Origin of the sequence: Francisella sp. SYW-2, from assembly GCF_008711475.1 — a bacterium.
GTDB classification, from domain to species: domain Bacteria; phylum Pseudomonadota; class Gammaproteobacteria; order Francisellales; family Francisellaceae; genus Francisella; species Francisella salimarina.
In genome coordinates, this window is the sequence record NZ_VXKO01000002.1 from 15004 (window position 1) to 31049 (window position 16046).

Genomic DNA, 16046 nt, shown 5'->3' on the forward strand with positions numbered 1-16046 from the left:
ATGTTTTTTAATATTCCAAATATTCTAACTTTTGGACGTTTATTTCTAATACCTTTTATTGTAGTTTGTTATTATTTTGACTTTCCTCATCATCATGGTATTACAGCTACTTTATTTTTGCTTGGGGCAGCTACTGACTGGTTGGATGGCTATTTAGCGCGTAAGTGGGAGCAAACAAGTAAATTAGGTGCTTTTTTGGATCCTGTTGCTGATAAGTTGATAGTGGCTACTGCATTATGTCTTTTTATTGAAATGTATCCTTATTGGTGGGCAACAATTCCAGCAATTATTATGATATGTCGAGAGATTTTGGTATCAGCACTGCGTGAGTGGATGGCTGAGCTTGGTCAGCGTAGTGTCGTTAAGGTAGGTGTTTGGGGTAAGATCAAAACAACAGCCCAGATGGCGGCTTTATTTATATTTTTGATTAAGCCTGCGATAGATTTTAGGCACTCTTTGGATTATGCTAGCTTTAATACTTGGTTTATCTTATTAGGTTTTTTAATGCTTTATGTTGCGGTAATTCTTACGGTTTACTCTATGTGTAACTATCTTTATGTTGCGTTTAAGTCTGTTTTTGGCAACTCTGATAAATAATACTTTTTCTTTTCTTTCTTTTGCTTTTTTGTTATTATGTCTGTCTAATGCTATTTTTGCAGGGATCACATCCTTGTCAGGCATTTGAAATCAATTTAAAACAAAACTGATAAAAAACGGAGAATAATAACTAATGGCAACTATTAATCAGTTGGTGAACAACCCTCGCAAGAGATCGGTTGTTAAGTCTAAGGTTCCTGCGTTAAAGGCGTGTCCACAAAGAAGAGGTGTGTGTACTAGGGTGTATACTACAACTCCTAAGAAGCCTAACTCAGCACTTAGAAAAGTAGCTCGTGTAAGATTAACGAGCGGATTTGAGGTAACAAGCTACATTGGTGGTGAAGGTCATAACCTACAAGAGCATAGTGTTGTGCTTATCAGAGGTGGTAGGGTTAAAGATTTACCAGGTGTGCGTTACCACATTGTTAGGGGTGCTTTAGATACTTCAGGTGTTAATAATCGTAAGCACGGTCGTTCAAAGTATGGTACTAAGCGTCCTAAGTCTTAATTTGTGTTTAAAGTTTAACATTTGAAGAAGGTGTAAAAATGTCTAGAAGAAATAGAGCTCCTAAAAGAGATATTCTACCTGATCCTAAGTTTAAGAGTCAGGTTGTTGCTAAGTTTGTGAACCATATTATGCTAGATGGTAAGAAGTCTGTGGCAGAAAAGATTGTGTATGGTGCATTTGATAAAATTAAAGCTAAAGATGCATCCGCTAACGAGGTGGAAGTGTTTGAGAATGCTTTAGAAAGTGTTAGTCCAATGGTGGAAGTTAAGTCTCGTCGCGTTGGTGGTGCTACATATCAGGTTCCTGTAGAGGTTAGACCAGAGCGTCGTCAAACTCTAGGTATGAGATGGATAATTGATGCTGCTCGTAAGAGAAAAGAAAATACTATGGGTGATAGAGTTGCTGCGGAAATTCTAGAGGCTGTAGAAGGTAGAGGTGCTGCTGTCAAGAAGAGAGAAGACACTCATAAGATGGCTGAAGCTAACAAAGCATTTGCTCACTTTAGATGGTAATAGGAGAATAGAAAATGCCTCGTAAAACAGCTTTAGAAAAATATAGAAATATTGGTATCTGCGCTCACGTTGACGCAGGTAAAACAACTACTACAGAGCGTATTCTATTCTATACTGGTCTTTCTCATAAGATTGGTGAGGTGCATGATGGTGCTGCCACTATGGATTGGATGGAACAAGAGCAAGAAAGAGGTATTACAATTACTTCTGCTGCTACTACAACTTTCTGGTCTGGTATGGATCAGCAGTTTCCAGAGCATCGTATAAATATTATTGACACTCCGGGTCACGTTGACTTTACTATTGAGGTTGAGCGTTCACTACGTGTACTAGATGGTGCGGTAGTTGTCTTCTGTGGTTCATCTGGTGTTGAGCCTCAGTCAGAGACTGTATGGCGTCAGGCTAATAAGTATGGTGTACCAAGAATCGTATTTGTAAATAAAATGGATAGATCTGGTGCTGACTTTGAAAGAGTGTGTGGCCAGATTAGAACGCGTTTAAAAGCAAATGTTGTTCCGGTTCAGTTAAATATTGGTGCTGAAGAAGATTTCAAAGGTGTTGTTGATCTTATGAAGATGAAGGCTATCATGTGGAATGAAGAAGACATGGGTCTAACTTATGATCTTGTTGATATTCCGGCTGAGCTTCAAGATAGGGCTGAAGAACTTCGTATGGAGATGATTGAGGCTGCTGCAGAAGCTTCTGAAGAGCTTATGGAAAAGTACCTTGAAGAAGGCGAGCTTTCTGAAGATGAGATTAAACAAGGTCTTCGTACTAGAGTGTTAGCTAACGAAATCGTATTGGCGTTCTGTGGATCTGCGTTTAAGAACAAGGGTGTTCAAGCTGTACTTGATGGTGTTATCGAATACTTACCAGCTCCTAATCAAGTTGCTGCTATCAAATGTGAGACAGAAGATGGTGAGCTAGCTTCTCGTCCTTCATCTGATGAAGAGCCATTTGCAGCTCTTGCGTTTAAGCTTGCTACGGACCCGTTTGTTGGTAACCTAACATTTATACGTGTTTATTCGGGTGTGCTTAAGTCTGGTGATGCTGTATATAACCCTGTAAAAGGTAAAAAAGAGCGTGTCGGCCGTATTGTACAGATGCACTCAAATAAACGTGAAGAGATTAAAGAAGTGCGAGCTGGTGATATTGCTGCTTGTATTGGTCTTAAAGATGTTACTACTGGTGATACTCTTTGTGATCTTGATAAGCCAGTAATTTTAGAAAGAATGGAATTCCCTGAGCCAGTAATTTCTGTTGCTGTTGAGCCTAAGACTAAGGCTGATCAAGAGAAGATGTCTATTGCGTTAGGTAAACTAGCTGCGGAAGATCCATCTTTCAGAGTTAAGACAGATGAAGAGTCTGGTCAAACAATTATCTCTGGTATGGGTGAGCTTCATTTAGATATTATTGTTGATCGTATGAAGCGTGAATTCAAGGTTGAAGCAAATGTTGGTAACCCTCAGGTTGCTTACAGAGAAACTATCCGTGGAACTGTGGATCAAGATAGTAAGTTTGTTCGTCAGTCTGGTGGTAGAGGGCAATATGGTCATGTTGTTGTCAAGTTTGAACCATTGGCTGTTGAGACTAACGATGCTGGTGAAGAGAAAACTTTTGAGTTTGTTGACGAGATTGTTGGTGGTGTGGTACCAAAAGAGTATATTAGTTCAGTTGCTAAAGGTATCGAAGAGCAGATGCAAAATGGTGTATTAGCTGGTTATCCTATGATTGGTGTTAAGGCTACTTTATTTGATGGTTCTTACCATGATGTTGACTCATCTGAGATGGCGTTTAAAATTGCTGCTTCAATGGCTCTTAAAGAGGGTGCTAAGAAAGCAAATGCTTGTATACTTGAGCCAATCATGAAGGTTGAGGTTGTGACTCCTGAAGATTATTTAGGTGATGTTATGGGTGACCTTAACAGAAGAAGAGGTATTATCGAAGGGATGGACGAAAACCCAAGCGGAAGAGTTATTAATGCTCTAGTTCCTCTTTCAGAAATGTTTGGTTATGCTACGAATGTGCGTTCTATGAGCCAAGGTAGAGCATCATTCTCTATGGAGTTTAAGAAGTACTCTGAAGTGCCAAATAATATTGCTGATGAAATAATCAAATCACGTAACTCATAATAAAAGGATATAATTAAAATGGCTATAAATAATCAACGTATTAGAATTAGATTAAAAGCCTTTGATCATAAGCTTATCGATATTTCTACTCAAGAAATTGTTGATACAGCTAAGAAAACAGGGGCTCAAGTAAAGGGACCAATCCCTCTACCAGTTCGTAAAGAGAAATTTACAATTCTTATTTCTCCGCACGTAAACAAAAAAGCAAGAGATCAATATGAGATCAGAACTCACAAGAGATTGATTGATATTGTTGAACCTACGGATAAAACTGTAGATGCTCTAATGAAGCTTGATTTGGCATCAGGTGTTGATGTTCAGATCAGTTTAAGCTAATATATACGATACTTTTTTGGAAATTCCAGAAAATAGTATTGGTTAGGTCTCTGCAGTCAATCGTAATTGCAGAGTTAATATAATAATAATAGAGGATATAATAATGTCTTTAGGATTAGTTGGTCGCAAATGTGGTATGACTCGTATATTTACTGAAGATGGTGTTTCTATTCCTGTTACAGTTGTTCAAGTTGAGTCAAACAAAGTTACTCAAGTTAAAACTGCTGAGACGGATGGTTATAGTGCTATTCAAGTAACTACTGGTTTTAAAAAGCGTTCTAATGTAAACAAGCCTGCTGCAGGTCATTATGCGAAAGCTGGTGTTGAGCCGGGCAGAGGTTTGTGGGAGTTTGCTATTGATAATGCTTCTGAGTACGAAGTTGGTGCATCTATTGATGCTACTATTTTCGAAGCAGGTCAGAAAGTAGATGTCAGAGGCGTGTCTAAAGGTAAAGGTTTTGCAGGTGGTGTTAAGCGTCACAACTTTGCTACTCAAGATGCTACTCATGGTAACTCTCTTTCTCATAGGGTTCATGGTTCTACTGGTCAAAACCAGACTCCAGGTAGAGTATTCAAGAACAAAAAGATGGCTGGTCACTTAGGTAGCGAAAACGTTACTATTCAGTCACTTGAAGTTGTGAGAGTGGACGCGGAAAATGGTTTATTACTTTTGAAAGGTGGTATTCCAGGTTCAGTTGGTGGAGATATTATCGTTACTCCAGCTGTTAAAAGTTAGTAGATAAATATTAATTATACCGGAGAGTTGTTGTGGACTTAAATATAAAATCTTTAGCTGGTGCAGAGGCTGGTGTAGTGGGTGTTGCAGATGGTATATTTGCAGCTGACTATAATGAAGCCCTAATTCATCAGGTTGTTGTTGCTTATATGGCAGGCGCTCGTCAAGGTACTAAAGCTCAGAAGACTAGATCAGAAGTATCTGGTGGTGGAGCTAAGCCTTGGAGACAGAAAGGTACAGGTAGAGCGAGAGCGGGTACGATCCGTTCACCTATTTTCAGAAAGGGTGGTGTTACATTTGCAGCTAAGCCTAAGAGCTATAAGCAAAAAGTAAATCGTAAAATGTATTCAGGTGCTGTTAAATCAATACTATCTGAATTGGTTAGATCTGACAGAATGACTGTTGTTGAGCAGTTGAAGTTAGATACTCCTAAGACAAAAGAATTCAAGACAATTGTTGATTCTTTAGGTGTTAAAGATGTTCTTTTTGTTGTTGGTGTAGAAGAGTTTAATGAAAATTTATACTTATCTTCTAGAAACCTTAAGAATGTTGCAGTATGTGATTCTGTGGAAATTAATCCAGTTTCTTTAGTTTGTTTTGAGAATGTTGTATTCACTAAGCAAGCTATTAAAGAAGTAGAGGAGAAACTAGTATGAGTTCTCAAGAAAAATTATTAAAGACAGTTGTTAGACCTCACGTTTCTGATAAGACTTATGGTCTTTCAGATGCTAACTCTACTATAGTGTTCGAAGTAGCAAGAACTGCGACTAAGCAAGATGTGAAAAGTGCTGTAGAGAAGCTTTTTGAGGTTAAAGTTGAATCTGTGAACATCCTTAATGTTAAAGGTAAAGCTCGTAGATTTGGTCGTGTTGAGGGTAGAACAAAGGCTTGGAAAAAGGCTTATGTAAAGCTTGCTGAAGGACATGACATCAATTTTGTTGGTGCAGAGTAACTTAGAGAAGGTTTGTAATCATGATTGAAATAAAAAAAGCTAAACCTACTTCACCTGGCCGTCGCCACGTAGTGAGCGTAAAGAATACAGAATTACACACAGGTAAGCCGTTTAAGGGTTTGGTAGAAGCTAAGAAGAGTAAGGCTGGTAGAAACAATACTGGTAGAATTACAGTTCGTCATCAAGGTGGCGGACATAAGCAGCATTACCGTGTTGTGGACTTTAAAAGAAACAAAGATAATATCGTAGCTAAGGTTGAGAGAATCGAGTACGATCCTAACCGTAGTGCAAATATTGCTTTAGTACTTTATGCTGATGGTGAAAGAAGATATATCATCGCTCCTAAAGGACTAAAGAAAGATATGTCTATAGTTTCTGGTGAAAAAGTAGATGTTGCTGTAGGTAACTGTATGCCATTGAGAAATATCCCTCTTGGTACAGTTATTCATAATATCGAAATGAAGCCTATGAAAGGTGCGCAAATGATCAGAAGTGCTGGTACTTTCGCTCAGCTGGTTGGTAAAGATAATGCTTATGCAATTATTCGTTTAAGATCAGGTGAGATGAGAAGGGTGCTTCTTGATTGTAGAGCTGTTATTGGTGTGGTATCAAATTCTGAGCACAACTTAAAATCTTTAGGTAAGGCTGGTGCGAAGCGCTGGAGAGGAGTAAGACCTACTGTAAGAGGTGTTGCGATGAACCCAGTAGATCACCCACATGGTGGTGGTGAAGGCCGTACTTCAGGTGGTAGACATCCTGTGTCTCCATGGGGTGTGCCTACTAAAGGTTATAAGACGCGTAAAAATAAGCGTTCTAATAAGTTGATTGTTCAAAAACGTAAGTAATTAGGGAGAAGGTTGTGCCTCGTTCATTAAAAAAAGGACCTTTTGTAGATCATCATCTTTTAAAGAAGGTTTTTGAAGCGCAAGAAAGTAATTCTAAAAAGCCAATCAAAACATGGTCGAGAAGATCATTGATTGTGCCAGATATGATAGGTTTAACTATAGCTGTACATAACGGTCAACAGCATGTGCCAGTTCTTATGACTGAAGAAATGGTAGGTCATAAGTTAGGTGAGTTTGCTGTAACTCGTAACTACCGTGGTCATGCAGCTGATAAAAAAGCTAAGAAGAAATAGTTGGGGTTATACACATGGAAGTACAAGCTAAATTAAAAAATGCTAGAATCTCAGCTCAAAAGGCAAGACTAGTAGCAGACCAAGTCAGGGGCTTACCTGTAGAGCAAGCTATTAATCTTTTGACTTTTAGTAATAAGAAAGCAGCAGTGCTAATTAAAGATGTTTTAAATTCAGCTATCGCTAATGCAGAGCATAATGATGGTATGGATGTTGACTCATTGTTTGTTTCAACTGTATTTGTAGATGAAGGTCCTACTATGAAGCGTTTTGAAGCTAGAGCAAAAGGTCGTGGAAATCGTATTTTAAAAAGAACTTCACATATCACTGTGAAAGTTGCTGAGAAAAATTAAGAGGTGTAGTAAAAATGGGTCAAAAAGTAAATCCTAATGGAATTCGATTAGGCATAGTAAAAGAGCATAATTCAACGTGGTATGCTGACTCTTCTGACTACGCTACTAAGCTTAATGAAGATATTAAGGTTAGAGAGTTTTTGCATAAAAAACTTGCATCAGCAGCAGTTAGTAAGATTCAAATTGAGAGACCTGCTCAAAATGCTAAAATCACAATACATACAGCAAGACCTGGTATCGTGATTGGTAAGAAGGGCGAAGATGTTGAAAAATTACGTTCTGATGTTAATAAGTTAATGGGTATACCTGTTCAGATTAATATTGAAGAAGTGCGTAAGCCAGAGATTGATGCTAAATTAGTTGCTGATAGTGTAGCTCAGCAATTAGAAAAAAGAGTAATGTTCAGAAGAGCTATGAAAAAGGCTATGCAAGCTGCTATGAAATCAGGTGCTAAAGGTATCAAGATTATGGTTAGTGGTCGTTTAGGCGGTGCTGAGATTGCTCGTTCTGAGTGGGCTAGAGATGGTAGAGTTCCTCTACAAACTTTTAGAGCGGATGTGGATTATTCTACAGCTCAAGCATTGACGACTTATGGTATCATAGGCGTTAAAGTTTGGATCTATAAGGGTGAAGTTCTTCCTGGTCAATTGAATCAGAAAAATAATAAAAAAGGAGCTAAATAATGCTACAGCCTAAGCGTACAAAGTTTCGTAAACAGCAGAAGATGCGTAATAGAGGCTTGGCTCACAGAGGTAATAAAGTAAGCTTTGGTGAGTTTGGTCTACAGGCGACATCTAGAGGTAGAGTTACTGCTAGACAAATAGAAGCAGGAAGAAGAGCTATTACTCGTCATATTAAGCGAGGTGGTAAAGTTTGGATTAGAATCTTCCCAGATAAGCCAATTACACAAAAACCTCTTGAAGTTCGTATGGGTAAAGGTAAAGGTTCTGTTGAATATTGGGTTGCTCAAATTCAGCCGGGTCGTGTACTATATGAGATCACTGGTGTAAAAGAAGAATTAGCGCGTGAAGCTTTTGCTAGAGCAGCTGCTAAGATGCCAGTGCAGACAACTTTTGTTGAAAAGCAGGTGATGTAATGAAAAGAAAAGATACTTTAAAAGATTATAGAGGTAAAAGTATTGACCAATTGCAAGAAGCGAAAATAGAGTTATTGCAACAGTTATTTTCTCTTCGTATGCAGAAGGGTACAGGGCAATTAAAAAAGAATCACTTGTTTAAAAGTGCAAAAAGAGATATTGCTCGTATAAATACAATAATATCAGAAAAGAATAAATAGGTGCCTTGAAGATGAGCGATAAAATTAGATTGTTAGAAGGTAAAGTTTCTAGCGTAGCTATGGATAAAACTGTAGTTGTAAGAGCTGAAAGATATGTTAAGCACCCTTTATATGGTAAGTTTGTTAAAAAAACTACAAAATACTATGTTCATGATGAGAAAAATGAATGTAAAGAAGGTGATGTTATCAAGTTCAAAGAAACTAAACCGTATTCAAAAACTAAGAAATGGTGTTTAGTCGATATTATCCATAGAGAAAAATAATAAATTTGATTTTATTTTTGTTTATTGGTATATTTATCGGACTGCAAATTACTCAGCAGTCTTATATAATAATAATTAAGGGTTATTTGTATGATTCAAATGCAAACAGAACTCCAAGTTGCTGATAACAGTGGCGCTAAGAGAGTAGAGTGTATTAAAGTTTTGGGTGGTTCACATCGCAGATATGCATCTATTGGAGATGTTATAAAGGTGACTGTGAAAGAAGCTGCTCCAAGAGGTAAAGCTAAAAAAGGATCTGTATATAATGCTGTAGTTGTTAGAACAGCTAAAGGTGTTCGTAGAAAAGATGGTTCTAAAGTCCGTTTTGATGGCAATGCTGCCGTGCTTCTAAATGCTAACGGTCAACCTATCGGGACACGTATTTTTGGCCCTGTTACTAGAGAACTACGTACAGAGAAGTTTATGAAGATCGTATCTTTAGCACCAGAAGTACTATAGTTATATTTATTGAGGTGTAGATAATGAATAGATTAAAAAAAGGTGATGACGTAATAGTTATTGCTGGTAAAGATAAGGGTCGTAGAGGCGTTGTTAAATCATTCGCTAAAGGCGGTTCTTTAGTTTTGGTGGAAGGTATTAATATTGTTAAGAAACATGTTAAGCCTAACCCTAATAGAGGTGTGGAAGGTGGAGTTGTTGAGAAAGAACTTCCTGTTGATGCTTCTAACGTTGCTATCTTTAACCCTGCTACTGAAAAAGCAGATAGAGTGGGTTACAAGTTTGTTGATGAGAAAAAGGTTCGCTACTTTAAATCTAATGGCGAGCTTGTAGACTTATAGGACTAAGTTTTTATGGCAAGATTAAAAGATTATTATCAAAAAGAGCTTGTAGCTAAGTTAAAGTCTGAGCTAGGGCTAGATAATATAATGGAAGTACCTGCTATTGAGAAAATTACTCTTAATATGGGTGTTGGTGATGCTGCAAAAGACAAGAAGATTATGACTTTTGCGTTAAATGATTTGACAGCGATTGCTGGTCAAAAACCAGTTGTTACTAAGTCTAAAAAATCAATTGCTGGTTTTAAAATTCGTGACGGATGGCCAATAGGTGCTAAAGTTACTTTACGTGGTGAGCGTATGTATGAATTTTTAGATAGACTTATAACAATTGCTATTCCTAGAATCAGAGATTTTAGGGGGTTAAGTGCTAAATCTTTTGATGGAAGAGGTAATTATAGCTTAGGTATGAGAGAGCAAATTTCTTTCCCTGAAATTGATTATGATAAAGTTGACTCTATCAGAGGTTTAGATATTTCGATAACTACTACAGCTAAAAATGATGATCAAGGAAGAGCTTTGCTTAAAGCATTTGGTTTTCCTTTTAAGTCTTAATTTAAATTGGGGTTTTAAATGGCAAAAAAATCAATGATTCAGAGAGAGTTGAAGAGAGAAAAATTAGTAGCTAAATATGCTCAAAAAAGAGCTGAGCTAAAAGCTATTATTCTTGATACAAACTCTACTGAAGAACAAAAATGGGAAGCTCAAATTAAACTGCAGAAGTTACCGGTAAACTCTTCAGCTTCTAGAGTTCAAAGAAGATGTAAAGTTACAGGTAGACCACATGCTGTATACAGAAAGTTTGGTTTATGCCGTAATAAGCTTAGAGAGTATGCAATGGCAGGTGATGTTCCTGGTTTGAAAAAAGCTAGTTGGTAATAAGGAATTTAAGTTATGAGTATGCAAGATCCTATCGCGGATATGTTTACAAGAATTAGAAATGGTCTTTCTGCAGAGAAGGAAGTTATTTCTGTACCATTTTCAAAAATGAAGATGGAAATCGCGAACTTTTTAGTTAACGAAGGTTATATTAAAGGTTGTTCAAAAGGCACAACTTCAGCAGGTCATCCTTCAATTGAAATTGAACTTAAGTATCATGCAGGTACGCCTGTAATTGAGATGATAAAGAGAGTTTCTAGACCAAGTTTGAGAATTTATAAGTCTCATGAAGAGCTACCTAAGGTATATGGTGGTTTTGGTGTTGCTATTATCTCTACATCTAAAGGTTTGGTAAGTGATAGAAAGGCTAGAGATCTTGGTGTTGGTGGCGAAATTATCGGCTACGTAGCTTAAGTTAGCAAGGAGATTTGATATGTCAAGAATAGGTAAAAAACCTGTTGCTATCCCTAGTGGTGTTACGATAAATGTTGCTGCTGGTAATCAGGTTGAAGTTAAAGGAGCTAAAGCAACTTTAAGCAAAACTTTTTCTACAGAAGTAACTTTTAATGTTGAAGATGGCGTTGCAACTGTATCACCTAATAATAGCGGTAAGAATGCTGTTGCTCAATCTGGTACTGCAAGAGCTATACTTAACAATATGGTTGAAGGTGTAAGTAAAGGTTTTGAAAGAAAATTGAAGATTATTGGGGTTGGTTATCGTGCTAAAGCTCAGGGTAGCGAACTTAATCTTACTTTAGGCTTTTCACATCCTGTGGTTTACAAATTACCACAGGGTATAACAGCTGAAACTCCAGCTCCAACAGAAATTGTTCTTAAAGGTGCTGATAAAGAGCTTTTAGGTAAAGTAGCTTCTGAAATCAGAGATTATAGAAAGCCTGAGCCATATAAAGGTAAAGGTGTTCGTTACGAAGATGAGTATGTAGCGAAGAAAGAAGCTAAGAAGAAGTAGTTAGGTAAGGGATAGTATAATTATGAATAAAAAAACTGCTCGTTTAAGTCGTAGTAAACGTACTAGAATTAAACTAAAAGAGCTTGGTCATACTAGACTGTGTGTTTATAGAACACCTAAGCATGTATATGCTCAAGTAATATCTGGTGATGGTTCTACTGTAATAGCTGCGGCGTCTACTGTAGAAAAAGACGTGAAGGCAAAGTGTAAATATACTGGTAATGTTAATTCTGCTGCAATTGTTGGCGAAGTTATTGCTAACAGATGTAAGGAAAAGGGTATTTCACAGGTTGCTTTTGATAGATCTGGATATAAGTATCATGGACGTGTTAAAGCTTTAGCAGAGGCTGCTAGAGAGCATGGTCTTCAGTTTTAATAAATAAAATATGGATGATTATTCATTATGTCTAATGAAGTGAAAAAAAACGAAGAGCTGATTGAAAAGTTAGTTAGTGTTAAGAGACACTCTAAGACAGTAAAAGGTGGAAGAATTATGAGCTTTGCCGCTTTAACTGTTGTGGGTGATGGTAAAGGTAGAATTGGAGTAGGTAGAGGTAAATCTAGAGAAGTACCTGCTGCTATCCAAAAAGCTATGGAAAACGCTAAGAAAAACATGGTATCAGTTAATCTTAATAACGATACGTTATGGTATGCTACTATGTCTAATCATGGTGCTTCAAAAGTATTTATGCAACCTGCATCTGCTGGTACTGGTATTATTGCTGGTGGTGCTATGCGTTCGGTTTTTGAGGCTGTTGGTGTACACAACGTTTTAGCAAAAACTTATGGCTCAACTAATCCTGCAAACGTTGTAAGAGCAACGATAGCTGGTTTGGCAAAAATTAAATCACCAGAAGAGATCGCTGAGAAAAGAGGTTTGTCTGTTGAAGAGATTCAGGGGTAATTAAAAATGACTCAAGCTAAAACATTTAAAGTTACTTTAACAAAAAGCTTAATTGGCCGTAAAGAAAACCATATAGCATCAGCTAGAGGTTTAGGTCTTAGAAAAATAAACCATACTGTCGAGGTGTTAGATACTCCTGAAAATCGTGGTATGGCGAACAAAATATATTATATGGTTAAGATAGAGGGGTAGTATAAGATGAAATTAAATACAATTGCTCCTGCTGCTGGCTCTAAGAGTGCTCCGAAAAGACTTGGGCGTGGTATTGGAAGTGGATTAGGTAAAACTTCTGGTAAAGGTCACAAAGGTCAAAAAGCACGTTCAGGTGGCTATCATAAAGTAGGTTTTGAAGGCGGTCAGATGCCTATACAAAGAAGACTACCAAAGTTTGGTTTTACTTCTGCATCTAAAAGATTTGTTGCTGAAATTAGACTACATGAATTGAATAATGTAGCTCTAGAAGAAGTAACTCTTGATGCTTTAAAAGACTCTGGTCTTATAAGAAAAGATATTAAATCAGTAAAAGTAATAGCAAGTGGAGAAATCCAAAAAGCTGTTAGCCTTAAAGGTATAGCTTGCACAAAAGGTGCTAAAGAAGCTATCGAAAAAGCTGGTGGTAAGGTAGAGTAAGATTTAAGATATGTCAAAGTATAACAGTGCTTCTGGTACAACAGGTGAATTAAAATCTAGATTAATTTTTGTGGTTATCGCTATATTAGTATTTAGATTAGGGGTATATATTCCTATTCCAAATATTGATCCTACTAAATTGGTCGAGATTATATCAAATCAACACTCATCAACAGGTGGTTTGATGAGTATGTTTAATATGTTCTCTGGTGGCGCTCTTACTCAAATGAGTATCTTTGCATTGGGTGTGATGCCATATATTTCGGCATCTATTATTTTTCAGATGCTTTCAGCTGTATATCCTAAATTTATAGAGCTTAAAAAAGAAGGTGAATCTGGTCAAAAGAAGATAACCCAATATACAAGATATTTAACACTTGCTTTGGCTATAGTACAATCATTTGGTATTGTTGCATTTGTATTGCATCAAGATGGCTTAGTGACTACAAACAATATGGGATTATTTTATTTAACTACAATTGTTTCTGTCACTACTGGTAGTATGTTTTTAATGTGGTTGGGTGAGCAAATTACAGAAAGAGGTGTAGGTAACGGTATATCACTACTAATCTTCTCTGGTATCGTTGCTAATCTACCATTTGAAATTTCTAATACGCTATCTCAAGCTAATCAACATGTAATATCTTATTTATCTGTTTGGGTTCTATTGATACTTCTTTTGCTTGTTATTGCTTTTGTAGTATTCATGGAGAGTGCTCAAAGAAAAATTACAGTAAACTATGCTAAAAGGCAGCAGGGTAGAAAAATGTTTGCTGCTCAGACTAGCCACCTACCATTAAAGTTAAATATGGCAGGTGTGATTCCAGCAATCTTTGCTTCATCTATACTTATGGTGCCTGGTGTGTTGCTTGGTTGGTTATCTAACTATAATTCACTTGGTTGGTTTGCAGATGTTGCAGAAATGTTGCAACCTGGAAGTATTGTCTATACTGTAGTATTTGCTGCGACAATTATTTTCTTTTGTTTCTTCTATACTTCATTGGTGTTTAATCCAAAAGAAACAGCAGATAATCTGAAAAAATCTGGAGCTTACATTTCTGGTGTAAGACCTGGTGAGCAGACAGCTAAGTATATTGATGCAGTTATGACTAGACTAACTTTAGTAGGTTCACTTTATATTACAGCTATATGTTTATTACCAATTTTTGTGGTTAAGTTCTTCGCTCAAGGACTTTCATTTACATTTGGTGGTACATCTTTGCTAATTGTAGTAGTTGTGATGATGGACTTTATGGCTCAAGTTAGATCTCATATGATGTCAACACAATATGATTCTTTACTAAAGAAAGCAAATCTTAGTGGTAAGAGAAAATAGAGAAATATTATTGGAGAAATTAAAATGAAAGTTAGAGCTTCAGTTAAGAAAATGTGTAGAAACTGTAAAGTTATCAAACGTAATAGAGTAGTTCGTGTGATATGTACAGACCCTAGACATAAGCAAAGACAAGGTTAAACAATCAAGCAAATTAAATAAAGCTTGATTATTTGTTTTTAAAAAGCTATCCTAGCAAGTTACAAAATGCGATAGATAGTAACTAAATTAAGAATAATTATTAGGAGTGAATTAGATGGCTCGTATAGCTGGTGTTAATATTCCTGTTCATAAACATACAGTGATAGGATTAACTTCAATTTATGGAATAGGTAAAACAAGAGCGCAACAAATTTGCCAATCTTGCAAAGTAGATCCAACTGTTAAAATTAAAGATTTATCTGAAGAACAGATTGAAATTTTGAGAACAGAAGTTGCTAAATTTACGGTAGAAGGTGATTTACGCCGTGAAGTTTCTATGGACATAAAAAGACTTATGGACTTAGGTTGTTTCAGAGGTAGAAGACATCGTCGTAGCCTTCCTGTAAGAGGACAAAGAACGAAGACTAATGCACGTACTCGTAAAGGTCCAAGAAAGCCAATCAAGGCGTAAAATACAATTATAACTATAAAGATTAAAGGGTAGATTATATGGCTAAGTCTGTTAGATCATCAAAGAAAAAAGTAAAAAGAGTAGTGACTGATGCAGTTGCTCATATTTACTCATCTTTTAATAACACTATAGTAACTATCACAGATAGACAAGGTAATGCTTTATCTTGGGCTACTTCTGGTGGTAGTGGCTTTAGAGGTTCGAGAAAAAGTACACCTTTTGCTGCTCAAGTAGCTGCTGAAAGAGCCGCTGATATGGCTCTTGAATATGGTGTTAAAAACGTAGATGTTTTAGTAAAGGGACCAGGTTCAGGTAGAGACTCTGCTGTTAGAGCTTTAAATGCTAAAAACTTAAAAGTTACAAGCATAACAGATGTGACTCCATTACCGCATAATGGTTGTCGTCCTCCTAAGAAACGTCGTGTTTAATATTTTAAAGGGAAATTAATAATGGCTAGATATCTAGGACCAAAATGTAAGCTTTCTAGAAGAGAAGGTACTGACTTATTTTTAAAAAGTGGTGTAAAAGCTAACGACGAAAAATGTAAAATGAATACTGCACCGGGTCAACATGGAGCAAGAAGAGCGCGCCTATCTGACTATGGTTTACAGTTAAGAGAAAAGCAAAAAGTTCGTCGTATGTATGGTGTTTTAGAAGGTCAATTCAAAAAATACTATCTTGAAGCTAATAGAAGAAAAGGTAACACAGGTGCTACTTTATTAGAGATATTAGAGTCAAGACTAGACAATGTTGTTTATAGAATGGGCTTTGCTGCTACGCGTGCAGAAGCTAGACAACTTGTTGTACACAAAGGTATTATGCTTAATGGACATACTTGTAATGTTCCTTCAGCGCAAGTTAAATCTGGTGATATAGTTGCAGTTAGAGAGAAAGCTAAAAAGCAGTTAAGAATTCAAAATGCTGTTGAGCTTGCTAAGCACAGAAAAGAACTTTCTTGGATTGATGTGAATACTGATTCACTAGAAGGTACTATGAAGTCTTCACCGGATAGATCAGAATTATCTGCAGATATAAATGAACAATTAATCATCGAGCTTTACTCTAAGTAATAATTTTATTATTTTTTAAAGACTCGTATA

30 protein-coding genes are annotated in these 16046 nt (G+C 36.7%); all 30 read left to right on the plus strand.

The features are described from left to right. The 30 genes from pgsA (at position 1) to rpsD (ending at position 16016) form a co-directional block, all read left to right on the plus strand. Complete coding sequence (pgsA, locus tag F3D57_RS01060) at positions 1-597, plus strand: CDP-diacylglycerol--glycerol-3-phosphate 3-phosphatidyltransferase (RefSeq protein WP_150464901.1); 597 nt, start codon at positions 1-3, stop codon at positions 595-597. A 133-nt stretch (positions 598-730) separates the two neighbouring features. Next, positions 731-1105, plus strand: a complete 375-nt coding sequence (rpsL, locus tag F3D57_RS01065; protein ID WP_003035357.1) for a 30S ribosomal protein S12 — start codon at positions 731-733, stop codon at positions 1103-1105. A gap of 38 nt (positions 1106-1143) precedes the next feature. Continuing rightward, on the plus strand, positions 1144-1617 hold the full coding sequence (rpsG, locus tag F3D57_RS01070; RefSeq protein ID WP_013922016.1) for a 30S ribosomal protein S7: 474 nt from the start codon (positions 1144-1146) through the stop codon (positions 1615-1617). Positions 1618-1631: 14 nt separating this feature from the next. Continuing rightward, positions 1632-3749: an elongation factor G gene (fusA, locus tag F3D57_RS01075; RefSeq protein WP_150464902.1), complete on the plus strand. Its 2118-nt coding sequence runs from the start codon at positions 1632-1634 to the stop codon at positions 3747-3749. A 24-nt stretch (positions 3750-3773) separates the two neighbouring features. Further along, positions 3774-4085 carry a 30S ribosomal protein S10 gene (gene rpsJ / locus F3D57_RS01080; RefSeq protein WP_024533505.1) on the plus strand — a complete coding sequence of 104 codons (312 nt, stop codon included), beginning with the start codon at positions 3774-3776 and terminating at the stop codon, positions 4083-4085. 103 nt (positions 4086-4188) lie between these two features. Next, the gene (rplC, locus tag F3D57_RS01085; protein WP_150464903.1) at positions 4189-4821 is read left to right on the plus strand and encodes a 50S ribosomal protein L3; all 633 of its coding nucleotides are present in this window, start codon (positions 4189-4191) and stop codon (positions 4819-4821) included. A 32-nt stretch (positions 4822-4853) separates the two neighbouring features. After that, positions 4854-5477, plus strand: coding sequence for a 50S ribosomal protein L4 (gene rplD, locus F3D57_RS01090; protein ID WP_146421724.1), 624 nt, complete (start codon positions 4854-4856; stop codon positions 5475-5477). Then, positions 5474-5773 (plus strand): 50S ribosomal protein L23, encoded by a 300-nt coding sequence (gene rplW, locus F3D57_RS01095; RefSeq protein ID WP_013922020.1) that lies wholly within the window; start codon positions 5474-5476, stop codon positions 5771-5773. Before rplD ends, rplW begins: the two co-directional genes overlap by 4 nt. Before the next feature lie 20 nt (positions 5774-5793). Further along, positions 5794-6618 (plus strand): 50S ribosomal protein L2, encoded by an 825-nt coding sequence (rplB, locus tag F3D57_RS01100; RefSeq protein ID WP_013922021.1) that lies wholly within the window; start codon positions 5794-5796, stop codon positions 6616-6618. 14 nt (positions 6619-6632) lie between these two features. Then, entirely contained in the window at positions 6633-6911 is a 279-nt protein-coding gene (rpsS, locus tag F3D57_RS01105) for a 30S ribosomal protein S19 (protein WP_004286613.1), read from the plus strand. Between the two features lie 14 nt (positions 6912-6925). Beyond that, positions 6926-7261, plus strand: a complete 336-nt coding sequence (gene rplV, locus F3D57_RS01110; protein WP_013922022.1) for a 50S ribosomal protein L22 — start codon at positions 6926-6928, stop codon at positions 7259-7261. A 14-nt stretch (positions 7262-7275) separates the two neighbouring features. Continuing rightward, entirely contained in the window at positions 7276-7944 is a 669-nt protein-coding gene (gene rpsC / locus F3D57_RS01115; protein WP_013922023.1) for a 30S ribosomal protein S3, read from the plus strand. After that, on the plus strand, positions 7944-8357 hold the full coding sequence (gene rplP, locus F3D57_RS01120) for a 50S ribosomal protein L16 (protein ID WP_013922024.1): 414 nt from the start codon (positions 7944-7946) through the stop codon (positions 8355-8357). Before rpsC ends, rplP begins: the two co-directional genes overlap by 1 nt. Next, a complete protein-coding gene (rpmC, locus tag F3D57_RS01125) occupies positions 8357-8557 on the plus strand; it encodes a 50S ribosomal protein L29 (protein WP_003017801.1) in 201 nt (66 codons plus the stop codon). Before rplP ends, rpmC begins: the two co-directional genes overlap by 1 nt. Positions 8558-8568: 11 nt before the next feature. Then, a complete protein-coding gene (gene rpsQ / locus F3D57_RS01130) occupies positions 8569-8820 on the plus strand; it encodes a 30S ribosomal protein S17 (RefSeq protein ID WP_013922025.1) in 252 nt (83 codons plus the stop codon). Between the two features lie 90 nt (positions 8821-8910). Beyond that, positions 8911-9279, plus strand: a complete 369-nt coding sequence (gene rplN, locus F3D57_RS01135; protein WP_013922026.1) for a 50S ribosomal protein L14 — start codon at positions 8911-8913, stop codon at positions 9277-9279. Positions 9280-9302: 23 nt separating this feature from the next. Beyond that, on the plus strand, positions 9303-9620 hold the full coding sequence (gene rplX, locus F3D57_RS01140) for a 50S ribosomal protein L24 (protein ID WP_004286606.1): 318 nt from the start codon (positions 9303-9305) through the stop codon (positions 9618-9620). A gap of 12 nt (positions 9621-9632) precedes the next feature. Then, the gene (gene rplE / locus F3D57_RS01145; RefSeq protein WP_013922028.1) at positions 9633-10172 is read left to right on the plus strand and encodes a 50S ribosomal protein L5; all 540 of its coding nucleotides are present in this window, start codon (positions 9633-9635) and stop codon (positions 10170-10172) included. An 18-nt stretch (positions 10173-10190) separates the two neighbouring features. Then, positions 10191-10496: a 30S ribosomal protein S14 gene (gene rpsN / locus F3D57_RS01150; RefSeq protein ID WP_013922029.1), complete on the plus strand. Its 306-nt coding sequence runs from the start codon at positions 10191-10193 to the stop codon at positions 10494-10496. Positions 10497-10511: 15 nt separating this feature from the next. Beyond that, the gene (gene rpsH / locus F3D57_RS01155; protein WP_149369146.1) at positions 10512-10910 is read left to right on the plus strand and encodes a 30S ribosomal protein S8; all 399 of its coding nucleotides are present in this window, start codon (positions 10512-10514) and stop codon (positions 10908-10910) included. Positions 10911-10929: 19 nt separating this feature from the next. Next, positions 10930-11466, plus strand: a complete 537-nt coding sequence (gene rplF, locus F3D57_RS01160) for a 50S ribosomal protein L6 (protein ID WP_150464904.1) — start codon at positions 10930-10932, stop codon at positions 11464-11466. Between the two features lie 22 nt (positions 11467-11488). Then, positions 11489-11842, plus strand: a complete 354-nt coding sequence (gene rplR, locus F3D57_RS01165) for a 50S ribosomal protein L18 (RefSeq protein WP_013922032.1) — start codon at positions 11489-11491, stop codon at positions 11840-11842. 27 nt (positions 11843-11869) lie between these two features. Continuing rightward, positions 11870-12370, plus strand: a complete 501-nt coding sequence (gene rpsE, locus F3D57_RS01170; protein ID WP_013922033.1) for a 30S ribosomal protein S5 — start codon at positions 11870-11872, stop codon at positions 12368-12370. Positions 12371-12376: 6 nt separating this feature from the next. After that, positions 12377-12562, plus strand: a complete 186-nt coding sequence (gene rpmD, locus F3D57_RS01175; RefSeq protein WP_004286599.1) for a 50S ribosomal protein L30 — start codon at positions 12377-12379, stop codon at positions 12560-12562. A gap of 6 nt (positions 12563-12568) precedes the next feature. After that, entirely contained in the window at positions 12569-13000 is a 432-nt protein-coding gene (gene rplO, locus F3D57_RS01180) for a 50S ribosomal protein L15 (RefSeq protein ID WP_146421727.1), read from the plus strand. 10 nt (positions 13001-13010) lie between these two features. Further along, positions 13011-14336 (plus strand): preprotein translocase subunit SecY, encoded by a 1326-nt coding sequence (secY, locus tag F3D57_RS01185; RefSeq protein ID WP_004286597.1) that lies wholly within the window; start codon positions 13011-13013, stop codon positions 14334-14336. 24 nt (positions 14337-14360) lie between these two features. After that, positions 14361-14474 carry a 50S ribosomal protein L36 gene (rpmJ, locus tag F3D57_RS01190; RefSeq protein WP_003017816.1) on the plus strand — a complete coding sequence of 38 codons (114 nt, stop codon included), beginning with the start codon at positions 14361-14363 and terminating at the stop codon, positions 14472-14474. A gap of 115 nt (positions 14475-14589) precedes the next feature. Next, positions 14590-14946, plus strand: coding sequence for a 30S ribosomal protein S13 (rpsM, locus tag F3D57_RS01195; protein WP_013922036.1), 357 nt, complete (start codon positions 14590-14592; stop codon positions 14944-14946). A gap of 38 nt (positions 14947-14984) precedes the next feature. Next, positions 14985-15374, plus strand: a complete 390-nt coding sequence (gene rpsK / locus F3D57_RS01200; RefSeq protein WP_003021583.1) for a 30S ribosomal protein S11 — start codon at positions 14985-14987, stop codon at positions 15372-15374. Positions 15375-15395: 21 nt separating this feature from the next. Continuing rightward, a complete protein-coding gene (gene rpsD / locus F3D57_RS01205; protein ID WP_146421729.1) occupies positions 15396-16016 on the plus strand; it encodes a 30S ribosomal protein S4 in 621 nt (206 codons plus the stop codon). Positions 16017-16046: the final 30 nt, after the last annotated feature.